The sequence below is a fragment of the Pectobacterium zantedeschiae genome, assembly GCF_004137795.1.
In the GTDB taxonomy this organism is placed as follows: Bacteria; Pseudomonadota; Gammaproteobacteria; order Enterobacterales; family Enterobacteriaceae; genus Pectobacterium; species Pectobacterium zantedeschiae.
In genome coordinates this window covers 408,338-423,681 of sequence record NZ_NWTM01000002.1, presented here as the reverse complement: position 1 = coordinate 423,681, position 15,344 = coordinate 408,338, and the positions used below count along the sequence as shown (strand labels likewise).

Annotated in this window: 7 protein-coding genes and 1 pseudogene; 5 read left to right on the top strand and 3 right to left on the bottom strand. The window is 49.6% G+C overall.

Annotation, left to right across the window (positions count from 1 at the left end):
• Position 1 precedes the first annotated feature (1 nt).
• Together csy3 and cas6f are read left to right on the top strand one after the other, a co-directional pair.
• Complete coding sequence (csy3, locus tag CLR69_RS16495) at positions 2–1,015, top strand: type I-F CRISPR-associated protein Csy3 (protein WP_129712162.1); 1,014 nt, start codon at positions 2–4, stop codon at positions 1,013–1,015.
• A gap of 9 nt (positions 1,016–1,024) precedes the next feature.
• On the top strand, positions 1,025–1,579 hold the full coding sequence (gene cas6f / locus CLR69_RS16490; RefSeq protein ID WP_129712163.1) for a type I-F CRISPR-associated endoribonuclease Cas6/Csy4: 555 nt from the start codon (positions 1,025–1,027) through the stop codon (positions 1,577–1,579).
• A 376-nt stretch (positions 1,580–1,955) separates the two neighbouring features.
• On the opposite strand, the gene CLR69_RS16485 is transcribed toward cas6f, so the two are convergent.
• Positions 1,956–2,375 (bottom strand): secondary thiamine-phosphate synthase enzyme YjbQ, encoded by a 420-nt coding sequence (locus CLR69_RS16485; protein ID WP_129712164.1) that lies wholly within the window; start codon positions 2,373–2,375, stop codon positions 1,956–1,958.
• A 16-nt stretch (positions 2,376–2,391) separates the two neighbouring features.
• Positions 2,392–5,226 (bottom strand): excinuclease ABC subunit UvrA, encoded by a 2,835-nt coding sequence (uvrA, locus tag CLR69_RS16480; protein ID WP_129712165.1) that lies wholly within the window; start codon positions 5,224–5,226, stop codon positions 2,392–2,394.
• A gap of 250 nt (positions 5,227–5,476) precedes the next feature.
• Between uvrA and ssb1 the strand changes: the two genes are divergently transcribed.
• Entirely contained in the window at positions 5,477–6,022 is a 546-nt protein-coding gene (gene ssb1 / locus CLR69_RS16475) for a single-stranded DNA-binding protein SSB1 (protein ID WP_005975000.1), read from the top strand.
• Positions 6,023–6,196: 174 nt separating this feature from the next.
• Here ssb1 and CLR69_RS16470 read toward each other — a convergent pair.
• Positions 6,197–6,310, bottom strand: a pseudogene (locus CLR69_RS16470) (IS630 family transposase); the annotation flags it as partial.
• A 269-nt stretch (positions 6,311–6,579) separates the two neighbouring features.
• On the opposite strand from CLR69_RS16470, the gene CLR69_RS16465 reads away from it, so the two are divergent.
• Together CLR69_RS16465 and CLR69_RS16460 are read left to right on the top strand one after the other, a co-directional pair.
• Complete coding sequence (locus CLR69_RS16465; RefSeq protein WP_129706603.1) at positions 6,580–6,861, top strand: hypothetical protein; 282 nt, start codon at positions 6,580–6,582, stop codon at positions 6,859–6,861.
• Between the two features lie 1,139 nt (positions 6,862–8,000).
• Positions 8,001–15,272: an RHS repeat domain-containing protein gene (locus CLR69_RS16460; protein ID WP_165345978.1), complete on the top strand. Its 7,272-nt coding sequence runs from the start codon at positions 8,001–8,003 to the stop codon at positions 15,270–15,272.
• Positions 15,273–15,344: the final 72 nt, after the last annotated feature.

Below are 15,344 nucleotides of genomic sequence, written 5' to 3'. Positions count from 1 at the left end.
CATGGCAAAAGCAGCAACGACGTTAAAGACCGCATCAGTACTGGCTTTTGAACGTAAATTGGCTAACTCGGATGCGTTGATGTATGCAGGCAACTGGGCGCAGCAGGATAACTGGACGGCTATTGCCATTCAGGAGAAATCAGTACGCGGGACGATCTCTAACCGCCTGAAAAATGCCCTCACTAGCGACCCAGCCAAACTGGATGCGGAAATTCAGAAAGCCAACCTGCAAAAAGTGGACGTCGCCGCCCTTCCCTTCGGGGCCGATACCCTGAAAGTCGTGTTCACTCTGCGGGTATTGGGTAATCTGGCGCAGCCATCGGTCTGTAACGATCAGGAGTACCAAACCGCGTTGGGGCAAATTATTACCGGATACGCTCAGGAACAAGGTTTCAGCACATTAGCGGCACGCTATGCAGAGAACATCGCGAACGGTCGTTTTCTGTGGCGCAACCGTGTCGGCGCAGAGGCGATCCGCGTGGTCGTCACCAAGAAAGGTGAGCAGAGCTGGGAATTTAACGGAGAAGACTATTCATTGCGCCAGTTCAGCCAGCCGGCAGGCGATCTTGCCGCACTGGCACAAGCGATTGAGAAAGGGCTGGCGGGCGACGCCTCGGCCCTTTTTACCGTCGAAGCCTATGTACAGCTAGGTAACGGTCAGGAAGTCTTCCCTTCTCAGGAACTGGTGCTCGACGAAAAAGCGCGTAACGGCAAAAGCAAGATCCTCTATCAAGTGAATGATGTCGCAGCCATTCACTCACAGAAAATTGGCAACGCATTGCGCACCATCGACGACTGGTATCCGGCTGCTGATGAAGCGGGTCCGATTGCCGTCGAACCTTACGGCTCCGTCACCAGTCGCGGTAAAGCCTATCGCCAACCCAAAGAGAAAATGGATTTTTACACTCTGCTGGATAACTGGGTAATTAAAGGCGATGTCCCCTTGCCGGAGCAACAGCACTACGTAATCGCCACACTGATTCGCGGCGGTGTGTTTGGTGAAAAAGGCGAATAAGGTGGCGGTATGGATCACTACATTGATATTCGCGTCCAACCCGATCCCGAGTTCACTGCATCCCAGCTACTGAACGCGCTATTTGCAAAACTGCACCGGGTGCTAGGGCAACTGGCGGATGGCAAGATTGGGATTAGCTTTCCCGAAGTGGGTAAAACACTGGGGGAATGCTTGCGGCTACACGGTACGGAAGACGCGCTCTCTGCGTTAGAAAAAACGTTCTGGCTAAAAGGATTGCGGGATTACACACAGGTTTCTGAGTGTAATCCCGTACCTAACGACGCAAAGTTTCGCACTGTACGCCGCGTTCAGTTCAAGAGCAGCGCCGAAAGACTACGTCGACGTTCGGTGAACAAAGGCTGGCTGACGGAGGCGGAAGCCTCAGCACGAATTCCTGATGCGGTGGAAAAACGCAGCGCACTGCCATTTGTGCAAATTAAGAGCCTGTCGAACGGGCAGATGTTCTTTGTGTTTGTGGAACATGGTCCGCTACAGGACGCTCCCGTAGCAGGGCGCTTCTCCTCCTACGGGTTGAGCGCAGAAACCACCGTTCCCTGGTTCTGACCCTTTTTTAACGGCCAACGGCAAGCCATTGATTTTTAAATGCCGTTGGCCGCCTTAATAAAAAAGGGGTTTTCGCAAAAAAAACCATATTATCTTTAATAATCTGATGATTAGCGTGAAAATCTAACAGTTCACTGCCGTGTAGGCAGCTTAGAAATTTTAAGCGAAGAGGCCCGGTTAACGTGAGGTGTTCACTGCCGTGTAGGTAGCTTAGAAAACGATCCGATTATCACCCGCATTCTCGATAAAGTTCACTGCCTGTACGGCAGCTTAGAAAATTTCGGTTTTAGCGCGGGAGAACGGATTACGGTTCACTGCCGTGCAGGCAGTTCAGTGCTATCGGGATACGCCTCTGATACCACTCGCCTCAAAGGGGTTATTCCCCATTCAGCGTAACGATCAGCGAACGGCTGCCGCCGTGGTTGCGATGTTCGCACAGATAGATACCCTGCCAGGTGCCAATATTCAGGCGCCCGTTGGTGACAGGAATCGTCAGGCTGTTTCCCAGCAGGCTGCCTTTCAGATGCGCGGGCATGTCGTCGCTACCTTCATACGTATGACGGTAATACGGTTCATCCTCCGGCACTAAGCGATTAAAAAAGCTCTCGAAATCCTGCCGTACCGTAGGGTCAGCATTCTCATTCATCGTCAGCGCCGCCGAAGTATGCTTGATGAACACATGCATCAGCCCGATTTTTATCTGGCGCAGGGCAATAACCTGCGCCAGTATTTCGTCGGTCACCAGATGGAAGCCTCTGGCTTTCGGCTTCAGGCGGATTTCATATTGCATCCACATCGCCATCCCCCTGCTATCAGGCTTCGCGCGCCAAAATCGGCCGCAGGAATCGCGCAGTGTGGGACTGCTCGCACTCCGCTACTGTTTCCGGCGTGCCGGAAACCAGGATTTCTCCACCGCCACTGCCACCTTCCGGCCCTAAGTCGACAATCCAGTCAGCCGTCTTAATCACGTCCAGATTGTGCTCAATCACCACGATGGTATTGCCCTGATCGCGTAACTGATGCAACACAGCCAAAAGCTGCTGAATATCGGCAAAGTGCAGGCCGGTTGTCGGCTCGTCGAGGATATACAGCGTCTGGCCGGTTCCGCGTTTTGACAGCTCGCGCGACAGTTTCACACGCTGTGCCTCCCCGCCAGACAGCGTAGTGGCCGACTGCCCAAGGCGAATATAAGACAGGCCAACGTCGATCAGCGTTTGCAGTTTCCGCGCTAGCGCCGGAATCGCATCAAAGAACTCACGCGCTTCTTCGATGGTCATATCCAGCACTTCATGGATACCCTTGCCTTTATATTGAATTTCCAGCGTTTCACGGTTATAGCGTTTGCCTTTGCACTGATCACACGGCACATAGACATCCGGCAGAAAGTGCATTTCTACCTTGATCACACCGTCGCCCTGACAGGCTTCGCAGCGTCCACCGCGTACGTTAAAGCTGAAACGACCGGGGTTATAACCACGGGTACGCGCTTCCGGCACGCCAGCAAACAGCTCGCGGATTGGCGTGAAAATACCGGTATAGGTTGCCGGATTGGAGCGCGGCGTTCGGCCAATCGGGCTCTGATCGATATCGATCACCTTGTCAAAATGCTCCAGCCCCTGAATTTCACGGTGAGCAGCAGGTTCTGCCAGCGTTGCACCATTCAACTGACGCTGCGCCAGTGGGAACAAGGTATCGTTGATGAGCGTTGATTTGCCCGATCCTGACACGCCGGTGATACAGGTAAACAAGCCAACTGGCAGCGTCAGCGTGACGTCTTTCAGGTTGTTGCCCTTCGCACCAATCAGCTTAAGTACTTTGGTCGGATCCGCAGGTACGCGCTGCTTCGGGATTTCAATCTTGCGTTTACCGCTGAGGAACTGCCCCGTCAGAGAATCCGGCACCGCCATAATCTCGTCCATTGTGCCTTCGGCGACAATCTGTCCGCCGTGCACGCCCGCACCGGGGCCGATGTCAATCACATGATCGGCGGCCCGAATCGCATCTTCATCATGTTCCACCACAATAACGGTATTACCCAGATTACGCAGATGGATCAGGGTTTCCAGCAGGCGCTCGTTGTCGCGCTGGTGCAGGCCGATAGACGGCTCATCCAGAACATACATCACGCCAACCAGCCCAGCCCCGATCTGGCTTGCCAAACGAATACGCTGCGCCTCGCCGCCAGACAGCGTTTCCGCGGAACGGGAGAGCGACAAATAGTTCAGCCCGACATTCACCAGAAACTTCAGCCGATCGCCAATCTCTTTCAGCACTTTCTCGGCAATTTGAGCACGCTGCCCGCTGAGCTTCATATTCTGGAAGAACGTCATCGCATGGCCGATGCTCATATCGGAAATCTGCGGCAGTGTCGTCTGTTCGACAAACACGTTACGCGCTTCTTCACGCAGGCGTGTACCGCCGCAGCTGGCGCAGGAACGGTTGCTGATGAATTTCGCCAGCTCTTCGCGCACCGCCGTAGATTCCGTCTCTTTATAGCGGCGTTCCATGTTATGCAACACGCCTTCGAACGGATGACGACGTACCGAGGTGTCACCGCGATCGTTGATATATTTGAATTCGACGTTCTCTTTACCGGAGCCGTACAGAATCACTTTCTGCACCGCGGCACTCAGGCCCTCAAACGGGGCGTCGACGTCAAATTTGTAATGCTCCGCCAGTGAACGCAGCATCTGGAAATAGTAGAAATTTCGGCGATCCCAACCGCGAATCGCACCACCAGCCAGCGACAGCTCCGCATTTTGCACCACGCGAGCCGGATCGAAGAACTGTTGCACACCCAGACCATCACAGCTTGGGCACGCCCCCGCCGGATTGTTGAACGAGAACATACGCGGTTCCAGTTCGTGCATGCTGTAGCCACACACCGGACAGGCAAAGTTCGCCGAGAACAGCAGTTCAGGCTGTGTAGGGTCATCCATATCCGCTACGACCACGCTACCACCGGACAGATCCAGCGCGGTTTCAAACGATTCCGCCAGCCGCTGCGCCAAGTCTTCTCGCACTTTAAAGCGATCGACGACAACTTCGATGGTGTGTTTTTTCTGTAATTCCAGCTTCGGTGGATCGGAAAGATCGCACACCTCGCCGTCGATACGGGCACGGATATAGCCCTGTGACGCCAGGTTTTCCAGCGTCTTGCTGTGCTCACCTTTACGATCTTTCACAATCGGTGCCAGCAGCATTAGACGCTTGCCTTCCGGCTGCGCCAGCACGTTGTCCACCATCTGGCTGACGGTTTGTGCATCCAGCGGCACATCATGTTCTGGGCAGCGCGGCTCACCCACGCGAGCAAACAGCAGGCGTAGGTAGTCATGAATTTCAGTAATTGTCCCAACCGTAGAGCGCGGGTTGTGTGAAGTAGATTTTTGCTCGATAGAGATCGCGGGCGATAGCCCTTCTATATGATCAACATCCGGTTTTTCCATCAGCGATAGGAACTGACGGGCGTAGGCGGAAAGTGATTCCACATAGCGTCGCTGCCCTTCGGCATACAGCGTGTCAAACGCCAGCGATGACTTACCCGAACCAGACAGACCAGTGATGACGATCAGCTTGTCGCGGGGAATTATCAGATTGATATTCTTGAGATTATGAGTACGAGCACCACGAACTTCGATCTTATCCATTCACACACTTCCCGGAATAAAAACGGTTTGTCATCGTCTCCCGAACGGAGAGAACCGGTACGAAACGAACAATTATGGCACAAAAAAAACTGAATGGATATCCAGTATTAAACCCGTTTACTTTTGCAAACGCTGCAAATCTGACTTTCATTTCTGAAGCCATTTCGCAGGTATGACAGAGAGTTTTCCCATGTTAAGATTGATCGTTTAGACTTAAAATAAATCTATCGATTCATCAGGAGATACGAGCATGGCCAGCAGAGGCGTTAATAAAGTGATTCTTGTCGGGAATCTGGGTCAAGACCCGGAAGTCCGCTATATGCCGAATGGTGGTGCAGTTGCCAACATCACGCTGGCTACGTCTGAAAGCTGGCGTGACAAGCAAACCGGTGAGCAGAAAGAGAAGACCGAATGGCACCGTGTGGTTCTGTTCGGCAAGCTGGCAGAAGTCGCGGGCGAATACCTGCGTAAAGGCTCTCAGGTCTACATCGAAGGCGCACTGCAAACCCGTAAATGGGCCGATCAGGCTGGCGTAGAGCGTTACACCACTGAAGTGGTCGTTAACGTCGGCGGCACCATGCAAATGCTAGGTGGACGTCAGGGCGGCGGCGCACCAGCAGGCGGTGGCAATGCAGGTGGCGGCCAACAACAAGGCGGTTGGGGTCAACCTCAGCAACCGCAGGGCGGCAACCAGTTCAGCGGCGGCGCGCAAGCGCAGCAGCGCCCAGCTCAGAATAGCGCTCCGGCACAAAGCAACGAGCCGCCAATGGATTTCGACGACGATATTCCGTTCTAACAGTTACTCGTTGTAAAGTGTAAAATATAAGCCCCCGTTATTACGGGGGTTTTTATTCAACACGACTGAGCATATTTCTCAGAGCATCCCTGATTTTATTACACAACTATTATAAAAATGCATTGGCGAACTTTCCCACCAAAAAACAGCTTGCGCAATCATCGCTGAACTCTAGCCTTCGGAAGCTGGAGGTACGACGTTGATACGATCACGAACACGCCCATCGTGAGTGGTATCATGCAAGCGTTCGAGTTCGATTTTTTGCTCAACAGTAATAAATACCTTCATGGCAACAAATATGATCTCCTTATCACGTAAAATCAGACCCAATATATAATTTCACGACTAATAATGATCATGAAAATGATATTTAAAAATCAATAAAAAACAATGAGATAATAAATTTAATAGCATTAATTATTTTTATCTCACCACATTGACAAAAGCATTTATTAAATATAATTTAATCTTGCACTGATGTTATTTAAATAGCTAACAGAAATACTCCTGAAATAAATTGCCACTACAATTAAATTATTTATTAATAAGGATAAGCTATGTCCACTACAAAATTTCAAGTTGTCAAAGTTCAATCTGGTTCAACACAAAATATAGATTTCGGAACTCGTGTACTTAACGCCTCTGTCGCGGTTCAAGCCTTTGAACTTTCGTTCGGTAGTGCAGACCACCATTTAAAAACCATCAGTGTTTCAAGTTCCATATCGAGTTTTAGTGGCAACGGCGTAACCGTTTCTGCAACCTGTTATATGGAAGATAAATCCAATAATAAAGCCTACGGCAGCGTCAACGTTCTGGTTGTCGCAGAATGTGATTCATAATTTTACATTTCATTCTCGTACAATAGTATCGCAGGTAGCAGAAATGCTATCTGCGATTTTTGAATACCACCATAGAGCAGAATACATTTTTCACACACTCGAAATCCGTCAATCTAATTACGTACTATCGTCTATATTCCAATTAGTCTCACACACATCCTGACTGGCATCGCTTCATTAAAAGGATATGAAAAATGAATAACAGCACAAACAGTCAAACTCCTCAAATACGTCCAGATCAGTTTTATAAAAATATCAACAACATATTCAAGGATAGTGTTAATTTGTTTCGTGGCGATATAAACTTACCTCTGGAACTGGTTTCGTTAAAAGGAAGAAACAAGTTAGATGTGAAAGTCACGGCATCCTATGGAAGTAATATTAAAAATGAAATCCATCAGTCAAATGTCAGCGCACCAACCAGTATATTAGGGCTAGGTTGGAAACTTCCATTTGAGAGGATAGAAGTAGAAATACGAGGAAATGCCTCATTAAGCGATAACACCTATCAAATTTATATTAATAATAGCGTAACAGAGCTAATAAGAACCAAAAATGAATGGCGGCGTGCTACGCTATCCAACAATAGTATTGACACACTTAACAAAGGGAAAATAGATTCCGCCATTCAGTCACAGTTTATTGATTCGGGAATAGCCATTGATATTAACGCCAGCGTTAATACAGTCGAAAAAAACCAAGAATGGAAAATCACAGATAGCCATAATCAACGTATTTTTACCGTTAATAACCGAGACTCATATCTGAGTGTACTTTCTGGTGGTTTCGCTTTTGAATGCTTCCAGTATGATTTCAGTAAGATTTTATATTACCCAGAATTTGAACGCTGGGAAATTGTGAAAGACGATGGCACCAGTTATTTTTATGGCGGAATAACCTCGAGTCAACATGCAATCCAGTGGAAAGTAAGATGGGGTAACTGGTCAGGGCAATCAGCACTAACGCATGCTGGAGATAAAACACGATTACAATCAAGATTCGCATCTGCCTGGAATCTGGAGAGAATAGAAAGTCTTTGGGGAGATACGATCGCTTTTAGCTATAACGTGGTGGAACAACAGGTTGGCAACAACGGATTATCGTTTACTAAAGCCTGCTATCTTTCAACAATAACCGACATGTTTAACCGTACCATTAATTTCAACTACAAAGAAAAACAGTACGATATCCATTCTCCTTCTGGCCCACGCGAATACTTGTCACCACATTGGCACGCCCCCTATACACAGATCCCAGACAACCAGCCCAGTCCCTATCAGGACAAATACGAAACACGTTATCTGGACAATATTGTCGTCAATAACCCTCAAGGTGATCCCCTTTATACCGTGCAATTGGGCTATGACATCAGCAGTAATTTCAGCCACTACGCAAAAAATGACAATCTCTACGGCGATACGGTCAAACGCACGCTGACCAGCATAAGACGCACGTACGCCACCTCATGTTCCTTGCCAGACCTGCAACTCAGCTACTGGGCCACAGGCAGTGTTAACGCTGGTGCACTTAGCCGTGCAATTACGCCTGATGGGGCGGATATCTCCTATCGATACAAACAGCAAACACTCCCCCTCTGTGACCGACAACAGCAGATAACCAGCCCTTGGCCACGCGCGGCGAAACCACGAGTCTGGTTTGGGGCGGACTATGTCGTCAGCCTATGGCTAAACGAATCGACCGACCAAATCCATGTCACGTTTTATACCTGGTTGGGACGTTGGCACCAATGGACGCCGACACAACAGATCATCAAGGCCGCATTCGATATTAACAGCGTTAACGTCGTTACCTCCGCTGATTTCGCCTGCTTGACGTACTCCAGCCCACAGAATAAGAAATCAGGCGTACACGTTTACCATAAAGACAATCGCAAATGGGGCGAATGGCTTGAAACTACACCGATTAGCGAGAAAACCGCTCACCTACAGCTTGCCGCAGGTGACAATTTCTTCGTCACCTGTGATAAAGATAATCGTAAGCTGCAACGCTACACGTGGAATAATTTTTCCAAGTTATGGATTATTGAAGAAAGATCCTCAGATCTTGCGGCAAATAAGCCAAACAATAAGCCCTACATCACCGCCACCAACAAGTACTACGCCATTCTGGACTATGCGCCAGAAAGCGGCGGCGCGCACAACAACACCTTCGCGCTCTATTATCAGGACGGAAACGATCGGTGGCTCGCAGGCGCATCGACGGAGTTAACCTTTACGATCGGCGGCTCTAACCCAGAAAACAGCTTTGGTTTTGCCAGCAGCGCCTCGTTTGTTGCGCTGACGTATATTACTCAGGAAGCGTCTCTTAGCGTTGATTACACCATTAAAGTCCTGGAATGGGACGCTGATTTTAGCTCGCTAAAAAGCGTCGACTTCCCATGTAGGCTACCGAAAAGTCACCCCTCCAAGGTGATTACCATCCCCTTTATCGCCAAGTTCATCAACAACAGCATGATTGCTTCTGGTCCGCATTTACTGCGTTACAACGGTACATCATGGCTATTTAACAAAAGCCTAAATTTCCGCGATACCTGTAGCGATCAGGACATAAACTGGTACGCCTACGGCACCGATTACGCCATTGCTGTCAGCAATCGGGAATCTGCCGTTCAAGCTAAAATCATCGGCTACGATCCCACAACCCAAATGACCCGATGGGATAACAGCGCCACGGATTTGTATAGTAAAGACGGCCCAACATCAGCGCGGAAAATACATTTCTTCCCAACGGCGGGGGCCGATATTGCCACCATGGGAAATCGTATCTACCAACGAGGTTCACGGTGTAATTGGCAGGACGCGGTAAGCCATTATCAGGAAGTGCCATATGAAATTGACAGCACAACCATGATCAATCAGGGGCCGCGTTTTATTTCTTATCTGAACCTGGCAGGAACCGCAGTCAAAGATACGACGGTCTGGCCATTCCTCAATCAGGACCTTGCGAATAAAGACGTTATCGTCCAACGCTACTTCACACAGATCAACGCTGACGGGCAAATCAAAACCAACATTAACGGTCAATACCCTGCCGGGCTATCCACTTTTGTTACCTATTTACCGTTGGAGAAGAGCTTTGATAACGCAGAAACCTTAACGTTGAACCGCTATCTGGATAATACCCTGCAAGGGACTCTCGTCGATTATTGCGTCGATACGGTCAGTATCAATGACGGCTATACCACCAGCACAACCGCCTATGTTTTTGATATCGAGACGGCGACCTGCGATCCTACCGGCGCCGTATTTAAGTATTACAAAAGCACCTATTATCCAGGCACGGCTACGCTAGCCGCCCCTCTTTTTGGCTATACCGAAAATAACTACTTTAATGGACTAACCAGAAAACATCAGAAGGTCAGTGCAGCAGATCAGGATGATTCAGGCCTTCTGGATGGGCAGCTTATTGAGCAAAAAACTTTTGATAGTACTCATACTCTGCTGGTTCATGAGCAGAAACATATCAAGGTATTTACAACGCTCACCGTCGAAGGAATGCAACGTGACTTATTTGGTGGCTATATCCGCTGCACCACCGATACAAGCATCCATGATGGTCTGCTAACTACGACTAACTACATTTATGACAGCCAATTCGGCAAGCTTGTACAAGAAACGTTTGATAATGTCACCCGAGATGGCGTGGTAGAAATGCTCACCAAGCACTATGGCTATGCTTATCAGGCTTACCCGTGGTTCTTGTTTAAGCACGTTATTGACGCCCCATTCACCCGTTTTGATTCCGTCACCCTCCCTGCGAATAGCGGCAAGAAAGAGGTCATTTCCGGTAGTCTGCAACAATACGTTCCTCAATTGCGTCAGTACCCAGCCTCTGGCAGCCCCGCCCCAACGGTGTGGGCAACAAGCCATGCGTATATCTTGCAGCAAGCTATTGATGACACAACGCCGGAGAATCCACACCTCATCACGGGCAACCCTGGCGCATCATGGTTGATGGTAAACGGCATTCTGCACAGGGGTTTTTATGGGGCAATTACCTGTAGCAGTGAGGCAACCGAACAGATAGAAAGCACGTTGTGGGATAAAAATGAAATCCTGCCCATTGCGACGTTCACCAGTAAAGACAAAAACACCTGTGATTTTGTCGGTTTTGAACCCTATGAAGCCTACCCATTGAACTGGCAATTATCGTCTGGCAAGGGGACGATGGCAGACTATCTTATCTCTGGCGATGCCTGCACGGGCACCTGTAGCTTTAAGCTTGTGGCTAAGCATGCACTGTCACGGACAATGCCGCTGCAACAATCGCAAACCGTCATTATTGCTGGTTGGGTAAAAGCGGAAAAAGGCTTTCTGACCAATGCGGGCAACGTGTATCTGGAAACGCGCTCAGGCACTGATGAGCGCAAAAAAGTGGCGATTATCCCCACCGATGAAGCAAAATGGGTGTACTGGCAGGCAGTCATCGACTATCGGGGAGAAGGCACGTCCCTACCGCTTACCATAGCATTTACAAATGAAAAATCATCCACTTACCTTCAGATCAACAATATCAGCATTACCCCGTTAACGAGCAATATGGAAGCCAAATTCTACGATCCGATCTATTGGGATGAAACGGCTATACTCGGCAACAATGCAGATATCACACGTTATGGCTATGACCCACTACGCCAGAAATTTACCGAAGTCGGCCCGCAGGAAAACAGTAAAAAGGGGTCAGTGAGCTACGCGACACGAAGCGGAAATAACGCACAACCTTTTGTTTATTCTAAAAACGATCCATCCAGTAGCTGTGACATCATGGCGGCAGAAGGTGGCCTATACGAAACGTTTATGCACGGCGAGCAAACCTGGGATCGCTGGCTGCGGGATGTCGCGGGTGCCTGGCAGCGCAATAACGGTCAACTTTGTCATACAGGTCAGTCAGTTAACACCATTTCATGGCGTCCAACCCAGCAACATGGTCGCTATGCTGTCGGCGTTACCCTATCCTCTCACGCCCCTCAGAATGTCGCTTTTGGCATTGCTATCGGCAATCGTTTAAACGCCAAATGGCAGTCGTCAACAGGCTGGACGCTAGAACTGGATGGCACAACACACAAAAATAGCAAGATTAATGGCCAGGTCCCCGCGACAATCTTGCTGATCCCAGTCCAAGGTGCCGTTCTCTTACTCGCCGATGGACGACTCGTTTTTGCAATAAAGACCTCAACACCGATTAGCGGCGAATGCATTTTTTCAGCACAGGGCGAATTACAATTCGCTAACCCTGTTACGTATCGCTCACCTCAGATTTCAATGGTTTATAAAAATGCGAATCGACAGGAGATGCAGTATCAGGTGTTAAATGACACGCAGTGTCTGGTTAAAGCAAAATGCTATGACACACTAGGAAACTGTATTGCGGAAACCAAGATAGCGACATTTAACGATACGCTTTTCGGCTACCGCCCTGAGTTTGTCAGCGGGCTGGATAGCACCACGGGCATCATGAGTGGTGAAATCAGCAAGTGCTATCCACAAGATGAAGGGTACCCTTACAGCGGCACCCGCTATGAAGCATCATCACTCGGACGACCGCTCAAGAAAGGGTTACCCGGTAAATTGTTTGCCATCACGGGCAACAATAGCCATACCACCCAGATAAGGTATGCCGTTACCGATCAAAAAAGCATCGCAGGAATTCCGTATCGTCCTGGCGAGTTCCTGGTCACCGCGCTGACCGATGCCAATGGTTCTCAGGTGCTGGAGATTAAAGATCGCCGAGGGCAAACGTTAGGCAAGCAGACAAATGCGGATAACACGATTGTTGATGCAGTGCAGCAAATCTTCGACGCCGCTGGGAATATCTGCCAAATCCTGCATCCGAATGCCTTTCTATCCGGCAATGACGCCGGGGCATTTACGACCCACAATCGATATAACTTTCTACAGCAACTCACATCCCGAACGACACCAGATACGGGAGAAACGCACTACATCTATGATTCCGCAGGCCGTTTACGCTTCAGCTCAACGCCACTAACGGTTGAGAAAGGCACGGTTCTCTACAAGAAATATGACATTCTGGGCCGAGTGGTTGAGGAAGGAGAAATTACGCGCTCCTGGGGAGATGGAACGGAATTACAAAACATAGCGAACAGCGATCCACACTATCCGCAGAATAACCTCTGGGAAACCCAAAATAGCTATGACGGAACCGGAGAGGACGTCACATTACGTGGGCGTTTATGGAAAATACAGAAACGAAATGCCAGCGGTGCAATCGTTGAAAATAGCTATGGCTACGATCGCTATGGCAATACGACACTTTCCACACTGAGCGTGCCGGATAAGGCCACGCAAATAACAACATATACATACAACAATCTGGGTAATACTACGCGTATTGATTACCCCGCAGGGGCTCCCATTCCCAGCATCATATATACCTATAACAGCATGGGGCAAAACACGGCTATCGGTACGGAAGACGACCCAGAAAAATTTGCCCGATATTGTTACCATGCCGATGGTAGCCTCGCCGGAGAACGGCTCAATAACACAGGAAACCGGCCGCTAGTGCGCCAACTTGCCTACAACTCTCCGGGCTGGGTAACAGAAATAGATAACCAGTACGCTGACGGTAGCCCACTACTCAAGCACACCTTTAGCTACACATCCGGTGGCTATAATGGCTCAGGTTACTACAACGGTAATATTGCCAGCGCCACCAGTGAGAACAGTATTACCCCAGAAAATACATTCACTTACCGCTACCAGTACGATAAACGCAGCCAACTGATCGTTGCCCAGCACAGCACTCATTCTGACTACAGTCTTGGCGTCGGTCACCCGCTCACTTTCGATCCCAACGGCAATATCTTGTCCCTTCAGCAGGGAACAGCACTACGCACGTATGATTACCTGAAGAACAGCAATAAGGTTGCCGCCGTCCATCACGATAACGCGCAGACACAGTACTATCGTTATGACATGTTCGGCAATGTCACCGCCTCGTCGCATCGCCAGATTGCACGAATCGACTACAATACGCTGAACAATCTGCCGCTATCCGTTTCACTGGAAGATGGCAACTCGTTGGAGTTTTCCTATAACGGCATTAATCAGCGTGTCATAAAAAGGCATAGTAACGGTACACAAACACTGTATGTACATGGGCTTAGCGATCTTCCACTGATGGAGTCAGCGGAGCAGAACACCCAATATATCTACGGCATCGGTGGACTATTGGTAATGGTAAAAGACCATGCCACATACTATGTTCTGAAAGACTTACAGGGGTCAGTACGCGCTATCATCGCTGCTGACGGCACCGTAGCGACCATGCTGGACTACATGCCGTTTGGTCAGCTATTTGCCAATAGCGTCGGTACGCCAGATATCGTTCACTATCGCTATACCGGCCAAGAGTTTGATGCTGAACTGGCGATTTATAATTATCGTGCTCGTTTCTACGACCCTCAGCTTGGGCGTTTCTACTCATGCGACCCCAGATTCCAATACGGCGGCCCCTTCGTTTATTGCTACAACAACCCCGTTAACCAAACCGATCCATCGGGTGAAATAGCGCCAATTCTGGTCATTTTACTCATGGGTGCGCTTGTTGGCGCAGTGCTTGGCGGTGGCATCGCGGCCTACACCGGCATTCAATCCGGGTTAAAAGGCGGTGCATTGGCAGGCTATATCTTTGCCGGAGCGGGGATTGGAGCCGTGACAGGCGCATTATCTGCCGCGGGTGGCGTCGGCGCGTTTGCCGCTGGTTCAGCAGCAGCAGCGACAGCCTCCACAACGGCTGGCGGCGTGATCGCTGGTGCTTTTGCTGGAGCATCGGTAGGAGCGGTTGCTGGCGGCGTCATTGGCGCCGCGCAAGGCGTCAGCCAGCATTTTGTTAATGACGCATTCGGCGTAGCCAACTCAGGAACCTGGCAACAATCGATGCTCAGTGGCGCGATTACCGGGGCGATTGGTGGCGCGGTCACCGGGGCGGTCGCGGGTGCTGGCGGCGCATTTGCACATCAACAATCAAAGATTTACGAAAAAATCCTTGGTACTGGCAACAGACTATCATTTAGTCCGTCATCACTTACGGATGTCAGTAATGCCTATAGCTCGTTTGGCAGCCTCGGCATCGTACCGCAATCGACTTATCTCAGCCGCATTCCCATCATAAAGACAGTGCAAAGCCTCACAATCGGTAAATTAACGATACCTGCGTTTGGCAGCCTGACAGGAGCGATAGCCAAACAAGGTGTGAAACCCTTTATCCCTTCGTCGGGTGGAAAAAACAGCGCGTCATCAACCTCACAAAATCAGTCCTCTTCATTCTACGGGAAACAGGCCTACAACCCGTCGATGAGCGGCAGCGTGGGCTTGCAGTCAGCACTGATGATGAACCCATCAAGCTGGAACAACAGCAAGGCATAACGATATCGCAGATGAGGAAAGTAGCGTTTCCTCATCTATTTAACATCCAGAATAAAGAGGTTCGTCGTACCA

Excerpts from the sequence above, each read along its gene's own strand:
- csy3 (WP_129712162.1), top strand. The coding sequence starts at position 2 with ATGGCAAAAGCAGCAACGACGTTAAAGACCGCATCAGTACTGGCTTTT.
- cas6f (WP_129712163.1), top strand. The coding sequence starts at position 1,025 with ATGGATCACTACATTGATATTCGCGTCCAACCCGATCCCGAGTTCACT.
- CLR69_RS16485 (WP_129712164.1), bottom strand. The coding sequence starts at position 2,375 with ATGTGGATGCAATATGAAATCCGCCTGAAGCCGAAAGCCAGAGGCTTC.
- uvrA (WP_129712165.1), bottom strand. The coding sequence starts at position 5,226 with ATGGATAAGATCGAAGTTCGTGGTGCTCGTACTCATAATCTCAAGAAT.
- ssb1 (WP_005975000.1), top strand. The coding sequence starts at position 5,477 with ATGGCCAGCAGAGGCGTTAATAAAGTGATTCTTGTCGGGAATCTGGGT.
- CLR69_RS16465 (WP_129706603.1), top strand. The coding sequence starts at position 6,580 with ATGTCCACTACAAAATTTCAAGTTGTCAAAGTTCAATCTGGTTCAACA.
- CLR69_RS16460 (WP_165345978.1), top strand. The coding sequence starts at position 8,001 with ATGTTTAACCGTACCATTAATTTCAACTACAAAGAAAAACAGTACGAT.